Source organism: Microbacterium sp. CFBP9034 (assembly GCF_034045255.1).
GTDB lineage: Bacteria > Actinomycetota > Actinomycetes > Actinomycetales > Microbacteriaceae > Microbacterium.
Window position 1 is genome coordinate 1259709 of record NZ_JAXCWC010000001.1, and the last position, 22507, is coordinate 1282215.

The following is a 22507-nucleotide window of genomic DNA, read 5'->3' on the forward strand; positions in this document are numbered from 1 at the left end:
CGGGCTCCTGCGAATCGGGGGCCGCCGCCGGCACTGTGGTCTCGCTCACAGTGCCCCGATCACCCGCGCGAGGAGGGACGAGATCACCGGCTCGGCCTCGCGGCCCGCCTCGATGACCTCCTGGTGGCTCAGCGGGGTGGTCTGGATGCCGGCCGCCATGTTCGTGATGAGCGAGAAGCCGAGGATCTCCATGCCGGCCTGGCGCGCCGCGATCGCCTCGAGGGCGGTCGACATGCCGACGATGTGGCCGCCGATGGTCTTGGCCATCCGCACCTCGGCCGGGGTCTCGTACTGCGGGCCGCGGAACTGGCAGTAGACGCCCTCGTCGAGCGAGGGATCGATCAAACGGGCGAGGTCGCGCAGCCGCAGCGAGTAGAGGTCGGTCAGGTCGATGAAGGTGGCCCCCTCGAGGGGGGAGTCGCCCGTGAGGTTGATGTGGTCGCTGATGAGCACGGGCTGCCCGGGCTTCCACGTCGGCTTGATGCCGCCGGCGCCGTTGGTGAGCACCATCGTGCGCGCGCCCGCGGCGGCCGCGGTGCGGACGCTGTGCACGACCCGGCGCACGCCGTGACCCTCGTAGTAGTGCGTGCGGGCGCCGATGACGAGAACCCGCCGGCCCTTGGGCGTCACGACGCTGCGCAGTGTCCCCACGTGCCCCTCGAGCGCGGGTCTGCTGAACCCCGTGACCTCGGTCGCCGGGAACGCCGCGGTGGTCTCGCCGATGAGCTCCGCCGCCTTGCCCCAGCCGCTGCCGAGGGTGAGGGCGACGTCGTGCCGCTCGACGCCGGTGAGGCGCTGGATGTCGCCCGCTGCCTCGGCCGCGACCTCGAAGGGATCGGCCGCGGGATCGTCGAGAGGATTGCCGGTGGTGTCTGACATGCCCCCCACTCTAGGAAGGCCCGGGCACGAGGGCCAGCCGCGCCCGCGCGCCGAGTGTCATGGTCGAGGCGTCTTGCGGGAGAGAATGGGGGAATGTCCTTGAGCTTCGAGCGCACTCAGAGCGTCGCGATCATCGGCGGCGGCCCCGGCGGCTACGACGCGGCGCTGGCCGCAGCCCAGCTCGGAGCCGAGGTGACGGTGGTCGAGCGGGCAGGAATCGGCGGCTCCGCCGTGATCACCGACGTCGTGCCGTCCAAGACGCTGATCGCCACGGCCGACGCGGCGGTGGCGATCGCCGGGGCGAGCGACCTCGGCGTGCAGCTCTTCGCGAAGGGCAAGGACGGCAAGCCCCTCAAACCCGAGATCGCGATCAACCTCTCCGCGGTCAACAAGCGGCTGCTGTCGCTGGCTCGTCAGCAGTCCGACGACATGCGCGCCTCGCTCGCCGAGGCCGGCGTCCGCATCATCTCCGGGCACGGCCGTCTCGAGGGCGAGAACGCCGTCGTGGTGTCGACCGGTCCCGGCGGCACCGACTTCGACCGCATCGAGGCCGACACGCTCGTCGTCTCCACCGGCTCATCGCCGCGCGAGCTGCCGACCGCCATGCCCGACGGCGAGCGGATCCTCACGTGGACCCAGCTCTACGACATGCGGTCCGTCCCCGAGCACCTCATCGTGGTCGGCTCCGGCGTCACCGGCGCCGAGTTCGCGGGCGCCTACATGAACCTCGGTGCCAAGGTCACACTCGTCTCCAGCCGCGACCAGGTGCTTCCGGGCGAGGATTCGGATGCCGCGGCCGTCCTCGAGCGCGTGTTCAAGCGCGGCGGCATGACACTGCTGTCCAAGTCGCGCGCCGACAAGGTGGAGCGAGCCGGCGACGGCGTCGTGGTGACGCTGAGCGACGGCCGGACGGTCGAGGGCAGCCACTGCCTCATGGCGGTCGGGTCGATCCCGAACACCGCCGGCATCGGTCTCGAGCAGGCCGGTGTGCAGATGACCGAGTCGGGCCACATCCAGGTCAACCGCGTCGCCCGCACGTCGGTGCCGAACATCTACGCCGCCGGCGACTGCACGACCTTCGTGCCGCTCGCGTCGGTCGCCTCCATGCAGGGTCGTACCGCGGTCTTCCACGCGCTCGGCGACGTCGTCATCCCGCTGGAGCGCCGCCGGATCACCTCGAACATCTTCACGGCCCCCGAGATCGCGACCATCGGCTGGCAGGAGAAGGACATCGCCGACGGGCTCATCAGCGCTGTGGTCCACAAGCTCCCGCTCGCCGCGAATCCGCGCGCCAAGATGATGGGCATCAAGGACGGCTTCGTGAAGCTCATCGCCCGCGAAGGCAGCGGCAGCGTCGTCGGCGGCGTCATCGTCGGACCGAGGGCCTCAGAGCTCATCTACCCGATCGCGATCGCGGTCGAGCGCCGTCTCACCGTCGACCAGGTCTCGCGCGTGTTCGCCGTGTACCCGTCGCTGTCGGGCAGCATCACGGATGCCGCGCGCGCGATGCACGTCGTCGACCACACGATCTACGGGGCCTGACAGACCCCCGGCGCGCTCCGCGCGCGGCCTCCGTTCGCCGTCTGTGGAAAGCGGCGTCAGGAGATCGTCAGCAGCTGGTGACCGGCCGAGACGGTCGTCCCCGCATCGGCGTTGATGGCGCCGATGGTGCCGTCCTTGTGCGCCTGGATGGGCTGCTCCATCTTCATCGCCTCGAGCACGACGACGAGGTCGCCCTTGACGACCTGCTGGCCGTCCTCGACGGCGACCTTGACGATCGTGGCCTGCATCGGCGCCTTCACCGCGTCGCCGGACGCGCCGGAGACCACGGAGGGCGCGTGCGAGCGCCGCGACGGCGGGACGGCCACGGGGCGGCCGGCGACGCCGGGTGCGGCGACGACGCGATCGGGGAGACTCACCTCGAGGCGCTTGCCGGCGACCTCGACGACGACGGTGTGGCGATTCTCGGCCGGCTTCGGCGACTCGAGCTCGCCGTCCCACGGCGGGATGTCGTTGACGAACTCGGTCTCGATCCACCGCGTGAACACGCCGAAGACGCCGTCCTCGGCGATGAAGGCGGGGTCGCGGACCACCGCGCGGTGGAACGGCAGGACGGTCGGGAGGCCCGCGACTTCGAACTCGTCCAGTGCACGGCGGGCGCGTGAGAGCGCCTCGGTGCGGTCGCGGCCCGTCACGATGATCTTCGCCAGCAGCGAGTCGAACGCCCCCGAGACCGAGTCGCCGGCGGTGACGCCCGAGTCGAGGCGGATGCCGGGGCCGCCGAACGTCTTGAAGACGTGGATCGGTCCGGGCTGGGGAAGGAAGCCGCGCCCCGCGTCCTCGCCGTTGATGCGGAACTCGATCGAGTGCCCGTCGGGGACGGGATCGCCGTAGCCGAGCTCTTCGCCCTCGGCGAGTCGGAACTGCTCGCGCACGAGATCGACGCCGGTGATCTCCTCCGAGACCGGGTGCTCGACCTGCAGGCGCGTGTTGACCTCGAGGAAGGAGATGGTGCCGTCGGCCCCGATGAGGAACTCGCACGTGCCCGCGCCGACGTACCCGACCTCCTTGAGGATGGCCTTGGACGACTCGTACAGGATCGTGTTCTGCTCGTCCGTCAGGAACGGCGCGGGGGCCTCTTCGACGAGCTTCTGATGGCGGCGCTGCAGTGAGCAGTCGCGGGTCGAGACGACGACGACGTTGCCCGCGGCATCCGCGAGGCACTGCGTCTCGACGTGACGCGGCTTGTCGAGGTACTTCTCCACGAAGCACTCGCCGCGGCCGAAGGCGCTGATGGCCTCGCGGGTCGCGGACTCGAAGAGCTCGGGGACCTCGTCCAGCGTGCGGGCGACCTTGAGGCCGCGGCCGCCGCCGCCGTAGGCGGCCTTGATGGCGATGGGCAGGCCGAACTCCTCGGCGAAGGCGATGACCTCGTCGGCGCCGGCGACCGGACCCGGGGTGCCGGGGGCCAGCGGTGCGCCGACCTTCTCCGCCACGTGACGGGCCGTGACCTTGTCGCCGAGAGCCTCGATCGCCTCGGGGCTGGGGCCGATCCAGATCAGGCCCGCGTCGATGACGGCACGGGCGAACCCGGCGTTCTCGGCGAGGAACCCGTAGCCGGGGTGCACGGCGTCGGCGCCGGAGCGACGCGCGATCGAGAGGATCTTCTCGATCGAGAGGTACGTCTCGGCGCTGGTGGTGCCGTCGAGCGCATACGCCTCGTCGGCCAGGCGGGCGTGCATCGCGTCGCGATCCTGGTCGGCGTAGACGGCGACCGAGGACTTGCCGGCGTCTCGCGCGGCGCGGATGACGCGGACGGCGATCTCGCCGCGGTTGGCGATGAGCACCTTGGCGATCTGAGGCATGGTTGTCAGCCTACCGACGGGTGTCGCCCCTGATTTGACTCATTCGTACAAGAAGCGAGCGAAAACGTGGGCTTCGTACTACAACGCGGACGGCCCGCCGGACGACTCACTCAGGTGCCAGAGGTCGGTCCACTCGACGCCGAGCTCGCGCACGAGCCGCCGCAGCGTCGACACCGACATGCCCACGACGGTCGAGGGATCGCCCTCCACGCGGGAGATGAACGCGCCGCCGAGGCTGTCGACGGTGAAGGCGCCGGCGACGTTCAGGGGTTCGCCCGAGGCGACGTACGCGGCGATCTCGGCATCCGTCACGTCGTCGACGAAGGAGACGGATGCCTCGGCCACCGCATGCACCTCGCGCGGCGCGACGCCCGGCTGGAGCCGGATCACGGCATGGCCGGAGTGCAGCACCCCGGTGCGACCGCGCATCGCCCGCCAGCGCGCGGTCGCGTTCTCGGCCGTGTGCGGCTTGCCGAGCACCTCGCCGTCGAGCTCGAACATCGAGTCCCCGCCGACGACGATCCCGTCGAATCCGGGCATCTCGTCGGCGAGGCGCACCGCCACGTCCGCGGCTTTGCGGCGAGCGAGCAGCAGCACATGTTCGTCGGGAGCCAGCACGCGGCCCTCACCCGCCTCGACCGCTGCGATCACGGCTTCCTCGTCGACGTCCGGCGCGAGCGTGAGCGGGCTGATGCCGAACTGCTGGAGCAGCATCAGGCGGGCGGGCGAGGTGGAAGCGAGGCACACGCGCATGCGTCCACCGTAGGCTCTCAGACGTGACGGGACCGACAAGCGCGACAGGGCAGACCATCGACCTCGAGATCGGGGACGTCGCCCACGGCGGTGTGTTCGTCGCCCGTCATGAGGGGCGCGTCGTGTTCGTCCCCGACGCTCTCCCCGGCGAGCGGGTGCGGGTCCGTCTGACAGACACGACGAAGAGCTCCTTCTGGCGGGGTGAGGCGCTCGAGGTGCTCGACGCCTCGCCGCACCGGCGCCCCCACATCTGGCGCCAGGCCGACATCGACGTCGCACCCGAGCTGCGTCCGGGCGGCGCCGACTTCGGCCACATCGAGCTCGCCGAGCAGCGGCGCCTCAAGCTGCACGTGCTCACCGACGCGCTGCGGCGCTTCGGCGGGGTCGAGCTGCCCGTCTCGATCGAGCCGGCATCTCCGCGTGGCGTCGACGCGGTGGAGCCCGACGAGCACGCCGAGAGCGCGGACGGCACGGGCTGGCGCACACGCGTGAGCCTGCACGTCGATGCGGAGAGCAACGTCGGTCCGTTCGCCGCGCGGAGCCACCGGGTGATCCCGATCGACGACCTGCCGCTGGCCACCGCCGGCGTCGAGTACGCCGCGCTCGGTCTCCGCACCGGCGAGGCCGGTCGGATCGACCTCGTGCAGCCCTCGGACGGCCGGGTGCGCGTCCTGCCGCGGCCCGAGGCGCCGCGCGGCCGCGCCCGCGGCAACCGCAGCCGTCCCGCACGACCGGCACCGACGCCCGAGGTCGTCATCGAGCGAGTGGGCGACCGCGAGTTCCGGGTGGACGCCGGGGGATTCTGGCAGGTGCACCGCCTGGCCGCGCAGACCCTCACGTCGAAAGTGGAAGGCGCGCTGCGCGGACTCGGGTCCGGAGCGGGAGTGGATGCCGATGCCTGGCACCTGGACCTCTACGGCGGCGTCGGACTCTTCGCCGCCGCGATCGGCGAGGTGGGCGGCCCCGGCACGCGCGTGACCACCGTGGAGTCGGACGCCCGGGCGACCGAGCACGCAGGCGAGAATCTGGCCGAGTGGATCGGCGCACGCGCCGAGACCGGACGCGTCGACCGCTGGCTCGCGCGGATGTCGACCGAGGCATCCGCTGCCGACCGCGAGCGCCTCACGCGCGGCGTGGTGCTGCTCGATCCGCCCCGGGCCGGGGCCGGTCGGGAGGTCGTCGAGTCGGTCGCAGCGCTCGGCCCGGCGGCCGTGGTCTACGTCGCGTGCGACCCTGTCGCGCTGGCGCGCGACCTGGCCACGTTCCGGTCAGCGGGCTATGAGACGACGGCTGTCGACGCGCTCGACATCTTCCCCAACTCGCACCACGTGGAGGCCGTCGCCACCCTGACGCCCGCCGACCCGCGCCGCTAGGCTGGCCGCATGACCCGCGTGGCGCTGATCGACGACCATGAGTCCGTGAGACTCGGGCTCGAGGCGGCGTGCGCGCGCGCGAAGACGAAAGAGGTCGTCTTCTCGGGGAGCACGGTGACCGAGTACATCCAGTGGCGCGCCTTCAGCGGCGCGGCGCCCGCCGACGTCGTGGTGCTCGACCTGACGCTCGGCGACGGCACCACCGTCAGAGAGAACGTCACGCGGCTCGTGAGCGACGGCTCCAGCGTGATCATCCACAGCGTCGCGGATCGCCCGGCCGCCGTACGTGAGGCGCTCGCCGCCGGGGCCGCCGGTGTGGTGAGCAAGTCCTCGCCGATCGACGACGTGATCGCTGCCGTGCGGACCGTCGCTCGCGGCGAGCCGCTCAACAATGTCGAATGGGCCAGCGCCGTGGAGGGCGACCGGGAGTTCGCAGACGCCCAGCTGTCCGCGCGAGAGCGCGAGGTGCTGCGGCTCTATGCGGCCGGCCTGCCGCTCAAGGTGGTCGCCGATCGACTCGGGGTGGCCTACTCCACGGCCAAGGAGAACATCACCCGCGTGCGCGTCAAGTACGTGGAGGTCGGCCGCCCGGCCCCGACGAAGGTCGACCTGCTGCGGCGGGCGATGGAGGACGGCATCCTCGCGCAGTCGGCCGCCGACCCGGAGAACGTGGTCCGTGGCGGCTGACGCACCGACGGGGATCCTCGACAGCGCGTGGGGCCACATCCCGCACTCGCGGGAGGCGACATCCGGCATCGGGTCCTTCACCCGCACGCGGGTCGAGCGGATCATCACCCTGGTCGCGGGCTTCGGCTCGCTCGTGCTCGGGACGCAGGCCTTCCTCAGCGCCCTCGGACCCGATGAGGAGCGCCCGGGCTGGCACGTGCCGCTCATGGCCGGCGTCTTCGTGCCACTGGCCATCATGATCCTCGCGTGCTTCATCGGACGCGGTGTGCGGCTGACGGCGGGGGTCTTCGCCCTCGTCTATGTGCTCGCCCTCGCCGTCTGGCCGATCGCGACGGCGGGCATCGTTCCGGTCGCCGAACAGCCGCCGTGGATCTGGTACCTGGTCAACCTCGCCACGATGGCGGCCGTCCTCGCCTTCCCGTTCCCGCTGCAGATCGTCTGGACGATCCTCGCGCCCATGCTGTTCGGGATCGTCCGGCTCATCCAGGGCAACCTCGCGCCCGACTTCTGGGTCTCCGTCGCTCTCGACGTCTCGTTCGCCCTGATCCTCGGCGGCGTGATCCTCACCCTCGGCTGGCTCTTCCGCTCCGTCGCGGCGAACGTGGACGAGACACGCGCGCGGGCGGTCTCGTCCTACGCGCAGGCCGCGGCGGCCGATGCCCTGGAGAAGGAGCGCGTGGCGGTCGCCGCTCTCATGCACGACAGCGTGCTCGCAGCGCTCATCGCCGCCGAGCGCGCCGAGACGCCGAGGGCGCGCACGCTGGCCGCGGCGATGGCCCGCGAAGCGCTGACCCGACTCGCCAACACGGAGCAGGACGCGCACGAGGGGCCGGACGAGCCGCGCCACGCCGACTCGCTCGCGGACGAGATCGAGGCGGGTGCGCTCGAGGTCGGGGTCGAGCTGGCGGTGCGGCGGTCCGTCTCGGCGGACGAGCCGTCGGTCCCCGGAAGAGTCGCTCGGGCGCTGACCCTCGCCGCCACGCAGGCCATCGCGAACGCCGTCGAGCACGCCGGAGGCGTCGGCCTCAGCGTGTCCGTCACCGCCGGGGGGAACCGCGTCGACATCGAGGTGAGCGACACCGGCGAGGGCTTCGACCTGGAGGATGTGCCGGACGACAGGCTCGGCATCCGGGCGTCGATCTTCGCCCGTGTCGCCGCCGTCGGCGGAACCGCCGACATCGAGACCGGGCATCGCGGGACGATCGTCCGGCTGGGCTGGCAGGAGGGCGTCGCGTGATCAGCGTCAAGAACGTCCTCATCGCACTCGGCGTGGCTCTCACCGCATACCTGGCGGCCCGCGGACTGTGGTGGGGCTCGGTACCGGTCCCGCAGCCCCTCGTCGTCGTCGCCACGCTGGGGATGTACCTCGCCACCACGTGGCTCTGCATCTTCTGGGAGCCGGCCGCGCCACCGACGGAGGGCGACGCGGCGGCCGCTCCCACCGCCCGCGGCCCCTCGAAGCTTCCCGCGGTGGCACAGGGTCTCGCCCTCGCCTGCGCGATCATCGTGCCCAGCGCCATCGCCTTCGCGGTCGGCCCTGACTCGCGCACGGCTTCCTTCGCGACCTGGTACCTGGGCGGGATCGGGGCGCTGATGACGATCGTCATGGTGCGGCGGAGGCCGTGGACCGCCTGGATCGGAACCGCGATCCTCGCGATCGCGTCGATGGTCTGGATGGGCGCGGCCGCCGCGCTCGCGCTCGGCCTCGTCGGATCGATTGTCTGGGTCGCTTCGGCACAGCTCCTCGTGCGGTCGATGGACCGAGCGGCGCGTGACACGGCGCGACTCGCGCAGCTGCAGCGTGCGGCGTCGGGCTGGCAGGCCTCACAGGCGGTGCGGCAGCGGGAGCGGCGGGTCCAGGTTCAGGAGGCGCTCGCGGTCGCCGGGCCGGTGCTCACCCGCACCGTCGCGACGGGCGGCTCGCTCAGCGACGACGAGCGACTCCAGGCCCGGCTGGCGGAGGGACGGCTCCGCGACGAGATGCGCGGGCCGCGGCTCCTCGACGAGGAGGTGCGGGCCGAGCTGGAACGCGCACGACGCCGCGGCGCGAACGTGACCGTGCTCGACGAGGGCGGACTGGAGGGCCTGGACGAAGAGACCCTCGCGATCATCCGCGCTCAGCTGGCGGATGCGCTTCGCTCGGCGAGCTCGGAGCGCCTGTACATCCGCACGTCGCCGGACGAGCGCGTCGCGGTCACCGTCGTGGGGCGGTCGCCGGCGGTGGGAGCGCCCTCCGATGAGGACGGCGTCGACCTGTGGCGGGAGATCCCGCACCCCAGGGCCGGCTGACTCGCCGCACCGCGTCACCTGGATCGCTCAGCGACCCGCGTACACAGTTCGCTCCCCGTCTCGGAGGGGGAGGGGAACCGAGGCGGGGAGCGGAGTTGAAGGAGGCGAGGGGCGGCGAAGCCGCCCGCCCCTCGCCTGGCGGACTGTTACCCGAAAACAGCCCGCGTGGCCGAACCCGGATCTGCCGCAGAGCGGAGAGCGAGTCAGCCGAACGCAGAAGCGTTCCAGCGGTTCAAGTATCGCCGGAGCGCAAGCCCCCCGTCTGTAGGTATTTCGGGGGACACGCAAGATCACCCGGAAAAGCGGCCCCAGCCCACGTCGCGGCGCAGCGGCTGCCGGAGATTGCGCTGTGTCAGCGACCAGGAGCTGCGCACGGTGTCCTCCGGCGCGACCGCCTCGGCGGCCTCGCTCGAGTACGCCTCGCTCACAACCGCCAGCAGGGCGGCGAGCTCGTGGTCGGTCGGCGAGCCGCGGCGGACGTCGATCCTGACGCCGTCGGTCGTGTCGTCCGCCTGACCGGTCACAGCGGGATGTTCCCGTGCTTCTTCGGCGGCAGCGACGCGCGCTTTCCCCGCAGTGCGCGCAGCGCCTTCGCGATGGACACCCGCGTCTGAGCCGGTTCGATGATGCCGTCGAGCTCCCCCCGCTCCGCTGCCAGGAAGGGCGAGGCGACGTTGTAGGTGTACTCGTTGGCGAGCCTGGTCCGCACGGCAGCGACGTCTTCGCCGGCCTCCTCGGCGCGCTTGATCTCGCCGCGGTAGAGGATGTTGACGGCGCCCTGGCCGCCCATGACCGCGATCTCGGCGGTCGGCCACGCGAGGTTGATGTCGGCGCCCAGCTGCTTCGACCCCATGACGATGTACGCGCCGCCATAGGCCTTGCGGAGGATCACCGTCACCAGCGGCACTGTGGCCTCTGCGTAGGCGTAGAGCAGCTTCGCGCCGCGGCGGATCACACCGGTCCACTCCTGGTCGGTGCCCGGGAGGTAGCCGGGCACGTCGACCAGCGTCACGATCGGGATCGAGAACGCGTCGCAGAAGCGCACGAAGCGGCTGGCCTTCTCGCCCGCCTCGATGTTCAGCGTGCCGGCCATCTGCGACGGCTGGTTCGCGATGATGCCGACCGAGCGGCCCTCGATGCGTCCGAACCCGATCACGATGTTCGGGGCGAACAGCGGCTGCACCTCGAGGAAGTCCTCGGAGTCGATGATCCCGCGGATGACGGCATGGATGTCGTACGGCTGGTTCGGCGAGTCGGGGATGATCGTGTTCAGTGCGCGATCGGCATCCGTCGTCTCGAACTCGAAGCCCGTCTCGTAGACCGGCAGCTCCGCCATGTTGTTGTCGGGGAGGAAGCTGAGCATCGTGCGGACGTAGTCGATCGCGTCGTCCTCGTCCTCGGCGAGGTAGTGGGCGACGCCGGAGCGGGTGTTGTGCGTGTGCGCGCCGCCGAGTTCGTCCATGCCGACGTCCTCGCCCGTCACCGTCTTGATGACGTCGGGGCCGGTGACGAACATCTGACTGGTCTTGTCCACCATGACGACGAAGTCGGTGAGGGCGGGGGAGTAGACCGCGCCGCCCGCGGCGGGACCCATGATGATCGAGATCTGGGGGATCACGCCCGAGGCCTGCGTGTTGAGGCGGAAGATCTCGCCGTACTTGCCGAGTGCGACCACGCCCTCCTGGATGCGGGCGCCGCCGGAATCGAGCATTCCCACGATCGGGATGCCGCTGCGCAGCGCCAGCTCCATCACCTTGATGATCTTCTCGCCGGCCACCTCGCCCAGCGATCCGCCGAACGTCGAGAAGTCCTGGGCGTACACCGCGACGGTGCGGCCGTGGATCGTGCCGACGCCGGTGACGACGGAGTCGCCGTACGGACGGGACTTGTCCATGCCGAACGCGGTGGTGCGATGGCGCACGTATTCGTCGAGCTCGACGAAGCTGCCCGGATCGACGAGCAGGTCGATGCGCTCGCGCGCTGTGCCCTTGCCCTTCGCGTGCTGCTTCTGCTGGGCGACGACCTCCGCATCGAGGACTGCCTCCTGGTAGCGCGCGCGGAGGTCGGCGATCTTGCCGGCGGTCGTCGAGAGGTCGGGCTGATCGGTCACGCGTTCCACCCTATCGGCGGGGTTCCCGCAGACGTTGGAGGGTTTGCACAACGGGGCGGCGGATCCACTGTCGGTTCGGGATTCGGATGCCGCAGCCGGCGCCCCGGACGGAGTGACGCCGTCCGGTTCGCGAGGCGACGGCGCTCGCCGCGCCACGGGGAGAGGCGTACCGTGAACCCATGTCGATCTCCACGGACGGGTACCCCCTGACAGCCGCCGTGAGCCCGCGGGTGCAGGTGGTCGAGTCGACGGACTCGACGAACGCCGACGTCGTCCGGCACGTGCTGGACGCCCCTGCGGAGTGGCCGCATCTCTCGCTCCTCCTCACGACCGACCAGCGGGCCGGGCGCGGGCGTCTCGACCGCTCGTGGACCACCCCGCCGGGCACCGCGCTCGCGATCTCGGTGGTCGTCCGCGTGGACGGCATCCCGCAGGCATGGCGCGGCTGGGTCCCGCTGATCGCCGGCGCGGCGATGACGCGCGCGGTCGCGGCGCAGGTGAGGGGCACCGGCCACAGTGCCACGCTGAAGTGGCCGAACGACGTCCTCCTGGACGGGGCGAAGCTGTGCGGCATCCTGGCCGAGGTCGTGCCCGGCCACCCCGATGCCATCGTCGTCGGCGCCGGAGTCAATACCCGGATGCCCAAGACCGACCTCCCGGTGGAGACGGCCACATCGTTCGAGGCGCTCGGGCTCGAAGCCGACGATGACCGGCTCCTCGCCGATTACCTCACGGCTCTCGACGAGCAGCTGTCGGCGCTCGCCGCGGCAGGCGGTGATCCTGCCAGCTCCGGCGTCCACGCCGAGGTCGAGGCGCTCTGCTCGACCGTCGGAAGCGACGTCGCGGTCTCGCTCCCCGACGGGGAGGTCCTTCGAGGCCGGGCGCAGCGCATCGACCTCGACGGACGCCTCGTCGTGGAGCAGGAATCCGAGTTCGAGAGCGCCGTATCGGCCGGCGACGTGGTGCACGTCCGCTGACACGCGCGATCCCGCGTGACGCCGAACGGCGGTGCGTGACGGCAGCGTCGGCCGCCACCCGCACAATGGGACCATGACGCAGCCGATCAGCTACGGCGGCAGACCGCTCACGCCGGCACCGGGCGCGCCCACGCCCGAGCTGCGCGTCGCGAGGTTCCGCGGCCACGCCCGACGCCTCGTGTGGTCTGCCCTCGTGCTCATCGCCGTCGCCGGTGCCTGCGGGTACTTCTACGGCAACCTGCCGTCGCCGGCCGAGGACTGGATGCTCTTCGCGGCGGCGGGCGTCGTGGTGCTGCTGCTCGTCGTGCTTCCGTTCCTGACCTGGTTCGCGCACATCTACACGATCACGACCCGCCGGGTGGTCGAGCGATCCGGGATCCTCGCCGCACGTCGCCGGGAGCTGGCACACGTCCGCGGCTACACGATCCAGGTGCGGCGCGGCATCCTGCAGCGGATGTGGGGAGCCGGCACGCTGACCCTCACCAACGGCGTCGACGCGCCGCTGCGCCTGGTCGACGTGCCCAGCGTCGACCTCGTGCAGGAGGCGCTCATCGACCAGGTCGAGGTGAACCAGATCCTGGCTCACCGCGACGCCCAGCCGCCCCTGCCCCCGCCGCCGCCGGCTCCCGTCCGCTGAGGCCCGTGCTCTCGCGCTCGTGCGGGATGATGGACATCGGTCGATGGGAAGAGGTGGCGGCATGGCTCTGCGAGTCGGAGTGGTGGGAAGCGGGCAGCTGGCCCGCATGATGATCGCGCCGGCGGTGGAGCTCGGCATCGAGCTGCGTGTGCTCGCCGAAGGCGAGGGCATGTCGGCGGCTCTCGCCGCGACGGCGGTCGGCGACTATCGCGACGCCGACACCGTGCTCGCCTTCGCCCGGGAGGTCGACGTCGTGACTTTCGACCACGAGCACGTTCCTCAGGACGTGCTGGCGGTGCTCGTCGAGGCGGGCGTCGCCGTGCACCCCGGCCCTGCAGCGCTCGCCGTCGCTCAGGACAAGCGGGTCATGCGTGCCCGCCTGGCCGAGCTCGGGATGCCGCAGCCGGATTGGGCCGCCGTGGCCGGGCCCGAAGAGCTGCAGGCGTTCCTCGACTCCCACGACGGACGCGCCGTCGTCAAGACGCCGCGCGGCGGCTACGACGGCAAGGGAGTCCGTGTCGTGAGCGCGGCGACCGAGGCCGATGACTGGTTCGCGACTCTCGCCGAAGACGCCCGCGGCGGAGCGCTTCTCGTCGAGGAGCTGGTGGACTTCTCGCGCGAGCTCGCCCAGCAGGTGGCACGCCGCCCCTCCGGCGACGTCGCGGTCTATCCCGTCGTCGAGACCGTGCAGCGCGACGGCATCTGCGCCGAGGTGCTCGCGCCGGCGCCGCACGGCTCCGACCGCCTGCGGGAGGTCGCGGCCGGCATCGGCACGGCGATCGCCGAGGGACTCGGCGTGACCGGGATGCTCGCCGTCGAGCTCTTCGAGACGACGGATGAGCGGCTGCTCGTCAATGAGCTGGCGATGCGTCCGCACAACAGCGGGCACTGGACACAGGACGGCGCGGTGACCAGCCAGTTCGAGCAGCACCTGCGCGCCGTGCTCGACCTCCCGTTGGGGGACACCGGGGCGAGTGCGCCGTGGTCGGTGATGGTCAACATCCTGGGCGGCCCCGCGGACGGATCGATCGACGCGAGGTTCGCGAGCGCCATGGCCGAGCATCCCGGCTCCAAGATCCACACCTACGGCAAGGCTCCGCGCCCGGGCCGGAAGGTGGGTCATGTCACCGTCTCGGGGAGCGACCTCCCCGATGTCGCCTACCGGGCGCGAGCGGCGGCATCCTTCTTCCTCGACTGACGAGGGAAGGCGCTCCCCGATCCGGTGCCGGGCCGCGCCGTTGCGGGGTTCTTCCAGACTCGCGCCCTAGCCTGGACCGGTGATCCGGCCGCTGCATTCTTCCGAGGCGCCCCTGGTCGGCGTCGTCATGGGCTCCGACTCGGACTGGCGTGTGATGAGCGACGCGTCGCAGATCCTCACCGACTTCGACATCCCGCACGAGGTGGAGGTCGTCTCGGCCCACCGGACGCCCGACAAGCTCATGCGCTACGGCCGGGAGGCGCGCCGGCGCGGTCTCAAGGCGATCATCGCGGGTGCCGGCGGTGCCGCGCATCTGCCCGGCATGCTGGCGTCGCTCACCGCGGTCCCCGTGATCGGCGTCCCGGTGCAGCTCTCGACGCTCGACGGACTCGACTCGCTCCTCAGCATCGTCCAGATGCCCGCCGGCATCCCGGTCGCGACGGTCTCCATCAACGGCGCCAAGAACGCCGGCCTGCTGGCCACCCGCATCCTCGCGACCGCCGACGTCGCCCTGGCCGAGCGCGTGGAGGAGTACGCACGCTCCCTCGAGGCTCAGGTCGAGGAGAAGAACCGGCGGCTCAAGGAGTCGCTGTGAGCGTCGCGAGCCCGCCGCGGCCCACGTCGCGCCCGACCGCCGCCCTCGTCGAGGAGCGCCCCCTGCGCCACCCCGACTCGGCCTCGCGCGCCATGATGACCCGCCGCGGCTGGTGGCTCGTCGTCGCCAACTTCCTCCTCCCCGGATCCGCTCAGGTGCTCGCCGGAAACCGGCGGCTCGGCCGGGTGGGCGTCGCCGCCACGCTCGCGATGTGGGTCCTGGCGATCCTCGCGGTGCTGTGCGCCGTGCTGTGGCAGCCCGTCTTCTTCACGCTGGCGACCAACTGGTTCGCGCTGACGGCCGCACAGGTGCTCTTCGTCGCCTATGCGCTCCTCTGGATCGTCCTGACCATCGACACCCTTCGTCTGGTGCGCCTCGTCCGAACGGGAGGCATCGCCCGCTTCGGCATCACGGCGCTGGCCGTCGCCCTTCTCGTCGTGGCGAGCGGCACTGCCGTCTACGCGGCGAACGTCGTGGGCACCACGCGCAGCACGCTCGGCGCGATCTTCGGTGCGAGCGGGCCGTCGGTCCCGCCGTCCGACGGGTACTACAACATCCTGCTGCTCGGAGCCGACAGCGGCGCGGGGCGCGACTCCATGCGCTTCGACAGCATCTCGGTGGTGTCGGTCAACGCCGTGACGGGCGCGACGACGATCACCGGCATCCCGCGCGACATGCCGAACTTCCCGTTCTCCGAGGGCCCGATGCAGGACCGCTACCCCGACGGGCACCAGGGTCACGCCGACCCGAACTGCGGATGGGGGAGCGGCGTCAACCAGCTGCGCACCGAGGTCGAGGTCTGCCAGGACGGGGACGTCATCTACCCCGAAGCCCGTGCGAACGGCTCCGCCCCCGGGATCGAGGCGACCAAGGACGCCGCGGAGGGGATCCTCGGCATCGAGATCCCGTACTACGTGTTCGTCGACATGCACGGCTTCGCCTCCCTCGTCGACGCGCTCGGCGGTGTCGACATCACGGTGGCGGAGCGTCTTCCGATGGGCGGCGGACCCGCGTACGACGGCCAGCCCGTCGACGAGTGGGCGACGGGATGGATCGAGGCGGGACCGCAGCACATGAACGGCGACACGGCGCAGTGGTACGCGCGATCGCGGTACACGACCGACGACTTCGACCGCATGGAGCGCCAGCGCATCCTGCAGCAGGCGATCCTCGCGCAGTTCACACCGCAGACGGTGCTGACCCGGTTCCAGGAGGTGTCGGCGGCGGGTGCCGACATCGTGCAGACCGATCTGCCCCAGTCGCTCATCCCCTTCCTCGCAGAGCTCGCCCTCAAGGCGCGCGAGCTGCCGGTGAACACCATCGAACTCACTCCCAACGGCGGTGTCGACGAGTACGCGCCGGACTTCGCGTACGTCCAAGAGCTCGTGCGCACGACGCTGCATCCGCCGACGGCGACCCCGAACCCGGAGGGCTGAGCCGTGGTCGCCACTCTCCGAGTCGTGCTCGACCAGCTGGTGGCGCCGACGGAGCCGATCCTCGCCGAGGCATCCCGTCATCTCGCACGTGCCCTGGTGATCGGCGCACCGTCCGGCTGCGACGTCGAGGCGATCGCACCGTCCGGCGGCGACGCCGAGCTCTCCGTTCCCGGACTCGCCGGCGTGCGACGGACGGCACTGGCCCGTCGCGAGCTCGCCGCCGCGATGCAGCTCGGCGTCGGCACCGGCATCGGCGGCGGCATGATCCACTCGCCCACGCTCTTCGCGCCGCTGGTCCGTCACGACCGCCTCCACGACAACGATCAGACGGTGGTGACGGTCTGGGACCTGCGGCCCTGGGAGTCGCCCGGAGAGCTGTCACGCTCGGCCGTCGGCTGGTACCGCGCCATGCTCAAGCGGGCGGTGAGGTTCGCCGACGCCGTGGTCACGCCCACCCACTCGATCGCCGAGCGACTGGGCGAGATCGCGCCGCTCGGCGACAGGCTCCGCGTGATCGCAGGGGCCTCCCCGCTCGGCTTCGCCGTGCCGACCGATGAGGTCGGGCGCCGGCGGGAGCTGAACCTGCCCGAGGGATTCGTTCTTCTCGCCGGTGGCCCGGTCGCCTCCGACGCCCTCGATGTGGGCCTGGCGGCGGTCGTCGCATCCGGGGTCGACCTCCCGGTCGTCGTCATCGACGTCGAGGACGGACACGAGCCCGCCGTCGCCGATCTCGCCGCTGCCGCGGGGCTGCCCGAGCGTCGCCTTCACGTTCGCGGCGCTCTCGCCGCCGAGGACCGGGCCGCCGTGTTCGGCGCGGCGCTCGCGTTCGTCGCACCCAGTCGGCTCACCGGGTTCCCCTGGCGCGTGGTCGACGCCCTCACGCTCGGCGTGCCGGTGATCGCGGCCGAATCCGCCGTGCACGCCGAGGTGGTGGTCGACGGGGGGACCGTGGTGAAGGCGGCGGATGCCTCGTCCCTCGCCGAAGGGCTCGGAGCAGCCCTGGCCGCCGGTCTCGCCACGACATCGGCCGCCGACCGTCTGGCGGTGCTCGCCGGCGATCGCGGGCGGGCGTTCTCCTGGCGCGAGGCCGCCGACAAGGTCTGGTTGCTGCACGCGGAGCTGTGATGCCCGGACTTCCCGCGAGTGCGCTGAAATGGGCGTGTCGATGATCGGGATGTGGGACAGATGTTGTAGTCATCCGTCACTTCCGTCACACTGATCACATGGCGGGGGCTAGCAGGGGTGACGCACGCGCGTCTTCACGGGTGTACATCGGGGTCGTCGTGGCGCTGCTCGCGCTGCTGGGCGCGACTCTCGTGCCCGCGGGCACAGCGACGGCGGCGCAGTCCGCCGCCGTTGCGGCGCCCGCGTCGGTCGCCTCCGGGATCGTGAAGGCCGCGGACCTGTCCAAGTTCCAGCCCGGCAACATCATCAGCGACGCCGTCTTCTTCAACAGGGCGACGATGACAGAGGCGCAGATCCAGGCGTTCCTGCAGTCGAAGATGCCGGCCTGCCGGGCGGGGTACACGTGCCTCAAGGACTACTACGACACCTCTCGCACGACCACCGCGGACCCGATGTGCGGGGCATACTCCGGCGGTGTCCGCGAGCGGGCATCGCGGATCATCCACCGCGTCGCGCAGGCGTGCGGACTGAACCCGCAGGTGATCCTGGTCATGCTCCAGAAGGAGCAGGGCCTCATCCTGTCGAGTGCGCCCGAGGCCAGGCACTATCGCGCGGCGATGGGGCAGGGCTGCCCCGACACCGCCGCCTGCGACACGCGCTACTACGGCTTCTTCAACCAGGTGTACGGGGGTGCGTGGCAGCTCAAGCGCTACGCGAACCCGCCGGGAACGAGCAGCTTCTTCACCTGGTATGCCCCCGGGAAGACCTGGAACATCCTCTACAACCCCGACCGCGGCTGCGGCTCGTCGCCGGTGTACGTGCAGAACCAGGCCACCGCCAACCTGTACTACTACACGCCCTACCAGCCCAACGCCGCCGCGATCCGCGCCGGCTACGGCGAGGGTGACGGCTGCTCCGCGTACGGCAACCGCAACTTCTACCAGTTCTTCACCGACTGGTTCGGCTCGACGCAGATCGTCGCCAATGCGTGCGCACAGCCCTCCTCCGCCGCCCCCGCAGCGAAGGCGTACGTCGTCACCGCCGACGTCCTCAACGCACGGCTCGGGCCCAGTACGGCCTGCACCACCAGCCTCATGAAGCTCCCGCTCGACACCGTGGTCCGCGCGACGGCCGTGTGGGGGGACTGGCTCAAGGTGGACACCGCCTCGGGCGGACGGTGGGTGGCGCGCGCGTACCTCCGCTATGCGACGACAGCCGAAAGCGCCTGTGCGCTCCCGGGACGCGTGAGCGCAGCCCAGTACGCGTACGTGACGACTGCCGACACCCTTGCCCGCACCGTGCCGAACGGCGGCTGCGCCACCGGCGCTGAGGCGATGACGTCGAGCACGATCGTCCAGGCCATCAGCGTGAGCGCCGACCGCAAGTGGGTCAAGGTCCACGCCGGCGCCGCCGATCGGTGGGTCGACCGCGCGGTGCTGCGTCGCGCGACGACCGCGGAGACCCCGTGCGCGATCCCCGGGGGTGTCAGCTCGGCTGGGTACCACTACATCGTCCGCGACCTCGGAACGACCGCTCGTCAGGCGCCGCAGAGTGGCTGCTCCCTCGGAGCCGCGCCGATCTCAGGCGGCACAGTGGTCCAGGCGCTGGAGGCGAGTGCCGCAAGAGACTGGGTCAAGGTGACCAGCGGGCGCGGAGAGGTGTGGCTCACGCGCAGCCATCTCACTCGAGTCTCGGCTGGTGCCGCCTGCACTGTCGCCCCTGCGGAGAAAACCGCCAGTCGAAGCTATGTCGTCGTCGACGGCGGCGCGATCGCAAGGACCGCTCCGTCAGCCGCGTGTGCGGAATCGTCCGGCGGCGTCGCCGCCGGGACGGTCCTGACTGCGTTCTCGGCGACGATCGCCGGGGACTGGATCAGGGTGTCCCTCTCCTCAGGAGACCGATGGATCGCCCGCGTCGCCTTGCGGACTGCGACCACGGCCGAGGTCTGCGCGGCACCGATCGACGTGCGCACGGCGTCGCGCAGCTATGTTCTGCTGATGGACAGCCCGGCCTATGCGACGGCGCGGACGATGTGCGGGTCATCCGCCGCGCTCGCTGCCGGGTCCCTGGTGACCGCCATCGAGGCGACGGTCGACGGCACGTGGATCAACGTGGATCCGCACGGCGGCGATGCGTGGGTGCCAAGGCAGTCGGTTCGCTATGCCACGACAGCCGAGTCGTGCCCCCAGCCGGCCGATGCGCGGGCGGCCAAGCTGACGTATGTTGCCGGCGCGGCGGCCGTCGCACGTCTCGCTCCGACGGCGAGCTGTTCCGTCGATGCGAGAACTCTGGCTGCGGGAACGAAGGCAGCGGCAGTCCAGGTCACATCCGACGGCCTCTGGATCAAGCTGTCTCTGCCGGAGGGTCAGCGGTGGGTGCTGCGCTCGCAGCTTGCGAAGTGGGTGTCGGGCTGACGCAGCCTCGACAGCGCCGGGCGCGGCGGTGGGCCGCGCTGGGCGAATCGTCAGGAGCGGCACGGCTAAGATTCTTCGGGGCCGCCCACGCTGTGGACTCAGACGCCGCCCGCTTCTTGAAAGATGCACTACGTGACAACAATCGATCTCGCGAACTACGACGTGCCAGGACGCGGCCGGGGCATCCTCGACGTCTTCCGGTGGCGGTATCTGCTCAATCTGCTCGTGCGCAAGGGCACCGCGACGCGCTACCGGAACTCGGTCCTCGGCTGGACATGGTCGTACGTCAAGCCCGCGGCTCAGTTCGCCGTCTACTACTTCGTCATGGGGTTCATCCTCGGCGGGCACGGGATCGACAACTTCGCGATCTACCTCTTCAGCGGCATCGTCATCATCAATCTCTTCAACGAGGCGTTCGGGAATGCCACCACGGCCATCGTCGACAACGGCTCGCTCGTCCGCAAGATCTATCTCCCTCGCGAGCTGTTCCCCATCGCTGCGATCATCGTCGCGTTCGTCCACTTCCTTCCGCAGGTCGCCATTCTTCTCGTCGTATGCATTCTCGTCGGGTGGACGCCGTCGCTGATCGGCGTGGGTGCCGTCCTCCTGGGGACGCTCATCGTCGTCATGTTCGCCCTCGGGCTCGGATTGTTCTTCAGCGGGATCAACGTGCGGTTCCGTGACGCTCAGAACATCGTCGAGATCATCCGGATGTTCTCGGTCTGGACCTCGCCCGTTCTCTACTTGTGGGTGCTTGTCGCCGAGAAGCTCCCGGCATGGATGTTCGCCGTGTACATGTCGAATCCACTGGCTGTCGCAGTCGAGTTGTTCCACCTCGGGTTCTGGGAGCCGACCGCCACGACCAGTCACGGACTTCCGCCGTCGTTCGGCGTCTATATCGCGATCGCCCTCGCGATCTGTGTCGCATCGCTCCTGATCGGGCAGTCCACCTTCCGACGCTTCGAGCGCACCTTCGCCCAGGATCTGTGATGCCCGAACTCCTCGCTCAGACCGTCACGCCACCGTCTATCATCGTCGACGGCGTCACGAAGATCTTCCTCAAGCGCAACGCGCACTCCTTCAAGGAGGCTTTCGTCGGCTGGGTCCGCAAGAAGAAGGTGCGGGCAGACGAGTTCCTTGCACTGGACGACGTGAGCTTCCAGGTCGGTGAGGGTGAAGCCGTCGCCGTGCTCGGCCTCAATGGATCGGGGAAGTCGACCACGCTGAAGCTGGTCTCCGGTGTGCTGGAACCGGACCGCGGCCGGGTCTTCACTCGCGGACGCGTGGCCGGCCTCATCGAGGTGGGTGCCGGGTTCCATCCCGATCTCTCCGGCCGCGAGAACGTCTATCTGAACGCCGCGATCCTCGGGATGCAGAAGTCCGAGATCGACGAACGGTTCGACGACATCGTGGCGTTCTCCGAGATCGGCGAGTTCATCGATCAGGAGGTCAAGCACTACTCCTCCGGGATGTTCATGCGACTCGCGTTCGCTGTGGCGATCCACGTGGAACTGGACGTCCTGCTCGTGGACGAAGTGCTTTCGGTGGGAGATGCTCCGTTCCGCGCCAAGTGCGCCGAGAAGATCAAGGAGCTCACCGCGAAGGGCGTGACCATGCTCGTGGTCAGCCACGACATGAACATGGTCCGCGAGCTCTGCGAGCGCGGCATCGTGATCTCGCGGGGCAAGAAGACCTTCGATGGACCCGTCGAAGCCGCGATCGAGGCACTGACCGGCTGACGTCTACGTCGCGGAGCCCCGACCGCCGGCACGCCTGAGGCGGTCGGTGTGGAGCCGACGGCCGATGCGACGCCACAGCGAGTTCGCGACGATCTCGGCCCGGATGCCGTTCTCCACCTCCACGAACCGCGTGTCGATGAAGCGCGTCAGATAGAGGAGCAGCCCGAGCCCGTTCTCGTCGGCATAGTCCCGCAGTGCAGCGTCCCGGATGCGGGCGTCGTACAGGGCATGGGTGCCGCGTGACTCGATGACGCTGTTGCCGTCCGCACCGGCCACTCCGACCCGCTGGTGCCAATAGGCCAGCGGCTCGTCGCCGAGGTAGTCGAGGGCGTAGCGCGCGAGGACCTTCAGATTGAACGCCCAGTCGCCCACGACCGGGAGGCTCTCGTCATAGAGGCCGAGCTCCTCGTGAAGGCTGCGGCGGTAGACGAAGGCGATCGGCACGAACCGGTTGAACAGCAGCGTGTCCGACAGCGTGGGAGCGGGGAGCTGCGGCTGGAAGACCTCGCGGCGGACGACCTCCAGGCCGCTGCGCGTGCGCTCCTCCCACAGGATTTCGATCCGCGACACCACGCCGCGTCGGTCGGGATGATCGGCGAGGTACCCCACCGAGCGCTCCAGGAACTCCGGGTGCCACGAATCGTCGTCGTCGTGGAGCACCAGCAGGGGCGCGGACGTCGCGAGGACGCCGGCATTCGCGCTGACCCAGCGGCCGCGCGACACCGGGGCGTGCAGAACGCGGAAGCGGTCCCTCGCCTCTGCGGGGAGGGCGGCGATGGCGGCATCGACGGGTTCCGCCGCGCCGCCATCGTTGACGATCACGCACTCCCAGGTGCCGAGCGTCTGGCCCGTGATGCTGGCGAGCGCGCGGACGAGGAAGTCGGGTCGATCCTTGGTGCGGACGACGATGGCCACACTCGCATCGGTCAT

Annotated in this window: 20 protein-coding genes; 14 read left to right on the top strand and 6 right to left on the bottom strand. The window is 70.6% G+C overall.

Features of this window, described 5'->3' with window-relative positions; genetic code table 11:
• Positions 1-45: 45 nt before the first annotated feature.
• Positions 46-879 carry a purine-nucleoside phosphorylase gene (locus SOM19_RS05645; RefSeq protein ID WP_320485570.1) on the bottom strand — a complete coding sequence of 278 codons (834 nt, stop codon included), beginning with the start codon at positions 877-879 and terminating at the stop codon, positions 46-48.
• A 93-nt stretch (positions 880-972) separates the two neighbouring features.
• Between SOM19_RS05645 and SOM19_RS05650 the strand changes: the two genes are divergently transcribed.
• A complete protein-coding gene (locus SOM19_RS05650) occupies positions 973-2421 on the top strand; it encodes an NAD(P)H-quinone dehydrogenase (RefSeq protein WP_320485571.1) in 1449 nt (482 codons plus the stop codon).
• A gap of 56 nt (positions 2422-2477) precedes the next feature.
• On the opposite strand, the gene SOM19_RS05655 is transcribed toward SOM19_RS05650, so the two are convergent.
• Positions 2478-4244: an acetyl/propionyl/methylcrotonyl-CoA carboxylase subunit alpha gene (locus tag SOM19_RS05655; protein WP_320485572.1), complete on the bottom strand. Its 1767-nt coding sequence runs from the start codon at positions 4242-4244 to the stop codon at positions 2478-2480.
• A gap of 78 nt (positions 4245-4322) precedes the next feature.
• The gene (locus SOM19_RS05660; RefSeq protein WP_320485573.1) at positions 4323-4997 is read right to left on the bottom strand and encodes a Maf family protein; all 675 of its coding nucleotides are present in this window, start codon (positions 4995-4997) and stop codon (positions 4323-4325) included.
• Positions 4998-5020: 23 nt separating this feature from the next.
• Here SOM19_RS05660 and SOM19_RS05665 point away from each other — a divergent pair, with 23 nt between their 5' ends.
• Genes SOM19_RS05665 through SOM19_RS05680 form a run of 4 tightly spaced genes read left to right on the top strand, consistent with a single transcriptional unit; the run spans position 5021 to position 9346 of the window.
• On the top strand, positions 5021-6370 hold the full coding sequence (locus tag SOM19_RS05665; protein WP_320485574.1) for a class I SAM-dependent RNA methyltransferase: 1350 nt from the start codon (positions 5021-5023) through the stop codon (positions 6368-6370).
• A gap of 9 nt (positions 6371-6379) precedes the next feature.
• Positions 6380-7057, top strand: coding sequence for a response regulator transcription factor (locus SOM19_RS05670; protein WP_320485575.1), 678 nt, complete (start codon positions 6380-6382; stop codon positions 7055-7057).
• Positions 7047-8294 (top strand): sensor histidine kinase, encoded by a 1248-nt coding sequence (locus SOM19_RS05675; protein ID WP_320485576.1) that lies wholly within the window; start codon positions 7047-7049, stop codon positions 8292-8294. Before SOM19_RS05670 ends, SOM19_RS05675 begins: the two co-directional genes overlap by 11 nt.
• On the top strand, positions 8291-9346 hold the full coding sequence (locus SOM19_RS05680; protein ID WP_320485577.1) for a hypothetical protein: 1056 nt from the start codon (positions 8291-8293) through the stop codon (positions 9344-9346). The genes SOM19_RS05675 and SOM19_RS05680 overlap by 4 nt, the downstream gene beginning before the upstream one ends.
• Before the next feature lie 290 nt (positions 9347-9636).
• Here SOM19_RS05680 and SOM19_RS05685 read toward each other — a convergent pair whose 3' ends face one another.
• Both SOM19_RS05685 and SOM19_RS05690 read right to left on the bottom strand, forming a co-directional pair.
• The gene (locus SOM19_RS05685; RefSeq protein WP_320485578.1) at positions 9637-9870 is read right to left on the bottom strand and encodes an acyl-CoA carboxylase subunit epsilon; all 234 of its coding nucleotides are present in this window, start codon (positions 9868-9870) and stop codon (positions 9637-9639) included.
• A complete protein-coding gene (locus tag SOM19_RS05690; protein ID WP_320485579.1) occupies positions 9867-11456 on the bottom strand; it encodes an acyl-CoA carboxylase subunit beta in 1590 nt (529 codons plus the stop codon). Before SOM19_RS05690 ends, SOM19_RS05685 begins: the two co-directional genes overlap by 4 nt.
• Positions 11457-11635: 179 nt before the next feature.
• Here SOM19_RS05690 and SOM19_RS05695 point away from each other — a divergent pair, with 179 nt between their 5' ends.
• The 9 genes from SOM19_RS05695 (at position 11636) to SOM19_RS05735 (ending at position 21577) form a co-directional block, all read left to right on the top strand.
• The gene (locus SOM19_RS05695; protein ID WP_320485580.1) at positions 11636-12433 is read left to right on the top strand and encodes a biotin--[acetyl-CoA-carboxylase] ligase; all 798 of its coding nucleotides are present in this window, start codon (positions 11636-11638) and stop codon (positions 12431-12433) included.
• A gap of 73 nt (positions 12434-12506) precedes the next feature.
• Positions 12507-13070 (top strand): PH domain-containing protein, encoded by a 564-nt coding sequence (locus SOM19_RS05700; RefSeq protein WP_320485581.1) that lies wholly within the window; start codon positions 12507-12509, stop codon positions 13068-13070.
• 61 nt (positions 13071-13131) lie between these two features.
• On the top strand, positions 13132-14268 hold the full coding sequence (locus SOM19_RS05705) for a 5-(carboxyamino)imidazole ribonucleotide synthase (protein WP_320485582.1): 1137 nt from the start codon (positions 13132-13134) through the stop codon (positions 14266-14268).
• 127 nt (positions 14269-14395) lie between these two features.
• On the top strand, positions 14396-14863 hold the full coding sequence (gene purE / locus SOM19_RS05710) for a 5-(carboxyamino)imidazole ribonucleotide mutase (RefSeq protein WP_320486670.1): 468 nt from the start codon (positions 14396-14398) through the stop codon (positions 14861-14863).
• Positions 14860-16299: an LCP family protein gene (locus tag SOM19_RS05715; protein WP_320485583.1), complete on the top strand. Its 1440-nt coding sequence runs from the start codon at positions 14860-14862 to the stop codon at positions 16297-16299. The genes purE and SOM19_RS05715 overlap by 4 nt, the downstream gene beginning before the upstream one ends.
• Positions 16300-16302: 3 nt before the next feature.
• Positions 16303-17424, top strand: a complete 1122-nt coding sequence (locus tag SOM19_RS05720) for a glycosyltransferase (RefSeq protein ID WP_320485584.1) — start codon at positions 16303-16305, stop codon at positions 17422-17424.
• Between the two features lie 98 nt (positions 17425-17522).
• Positions 17523-19838: an SH3 domain-containing protein gene (locus tag SOM19_RS05725; protein ID WP_320485585.1), complete on the top strand. Its 2316-nt coding sequence runs from the start codon at positions 17523-17525 to the stop codon at positions 19836-19838.
• 123 nt (positions 19839-19961) lie between these two features.
• Positions 19962-20828, top strand: a complete 867-nt coding sequence (locus tag SOM19_RS05730; protein WP_320485586.1) for an ABC transporter permease — start codon at positions 19962-19964, stop codon at positions 20826-20828.
• Complete coding sequence (locus SOM19_RS05735; RefSeq protein ID WP_320485587.1) at positions 20828-21577, top strand: ABC transporter ATP-binding protein; 750 nt, start codon at positions 20828-20830, stop codon at positions 21575-21577. Before SOM19_RS05730 ends, SOM19_RS05735 begins: the two co-directional genes overlap by 1 nt.
• 3 nt (positions 21578-21580) lie before the next feature.
• Here the strand turns inward: SOM19_RS05735 and SOM19_RS05740 are convergent, their stop codons facing one another.
• A complete protein-coding gene (locus tag SOM19_RS05740) occupies positions 21581-22507 on the bottom strand; it encodes a glycosyltransferase family 2 protein (protein ID WP_320485588.1) in 927 nt (308 codons plus the stop codon).

Coding starts and splice junctions, on each gene's coding strand:
- SOM19_RS05670 (WP_320485575.1), top strand. CDS start 6,380: ATGACCCGCGTGGCGCTGATCGACGACCATGAGTCCGTGAGACTCGGG.
- SOM19_RS05655 (WP_320485572.1), bottom strand. CDS start 4,244: ATGCCTCAGATCGCCAAGGTGCTCATCGCCAACCGCGGCGAGATCGCC.
- SOM19_RS05725 (WP_320485585.1), top strand. CDS start 17,523: ATGGCGGGGGCTAGCAGGGGTGACGCACGCGCGTCTTCACGGGTGTAC.
- SOM19_RS05650 (WP_320485571.1), top strand. CDS start 973: ATGTCCTTGAGCTTCGAGCGCACTCAGAGCGTCGCGATCATCGGCGGC.
- SOM19_RS05730 (WP_320485586.1), top strand. CDS start 19,962: ATGCACTACGTGACAACAATCGATCTCGCGAACTACGACGTGCCAGGA.
- SOM19_RS05660 (WP_320485573.1), bottom strand. CDS start 4,997: ATGCGCGTGTGCCTCGCTTCCACCTCGCCCGCCCGCCTGATGCTGCTC.
- SOM19_RS05695 (WP_320485580.1), top strand. CDS start 11,636: ATGTCGATCTCCACGGACGGGTACCCCCTGACAGCCGCCGTGAGCCCG.
- SOM19_RS05740 (WP_320485588.1), bottom strand. CDS start 22,507: ATGACCGATGCGAGTGTGGCCATCGTCGTCCGCACCAAGGATCGACCC.
- SOM19_RS05735 (WP_320485587.1), top strand. CDS start 20,828: ATGCCCGAACTCCTCGCTCAGACCGTCACGCCACCGTCTATCATCGTC.
- SOM19_RS05700 (WP_320485581.1), top strand. CDS start 12,507: ATGACGCAGCCGATCAGCTACGGCGGCAGACCGCTCACGCCGGCACCG.
- purE (WP_320486670.1), top strand. CDS start 14,396: ATGGGCTCCGACTCGGACTGGCGTGTGATGAGCGACGCGTCGCAGATC.
- SOM19_RS05645 (WP_320485570.1), bottom strand. CDS start 879: ATGTCAGACACCACCGGCAATCCTCTCGACGATCCCGCGGCCGATCCC.
- SOM19_RS05705 (WP_320485582.1), top strand. CDS start 13,132: ATGGCTCTGCGAGTCGGAGTGGTGGGAAGCGGGCAGCTGGCCCGCATG.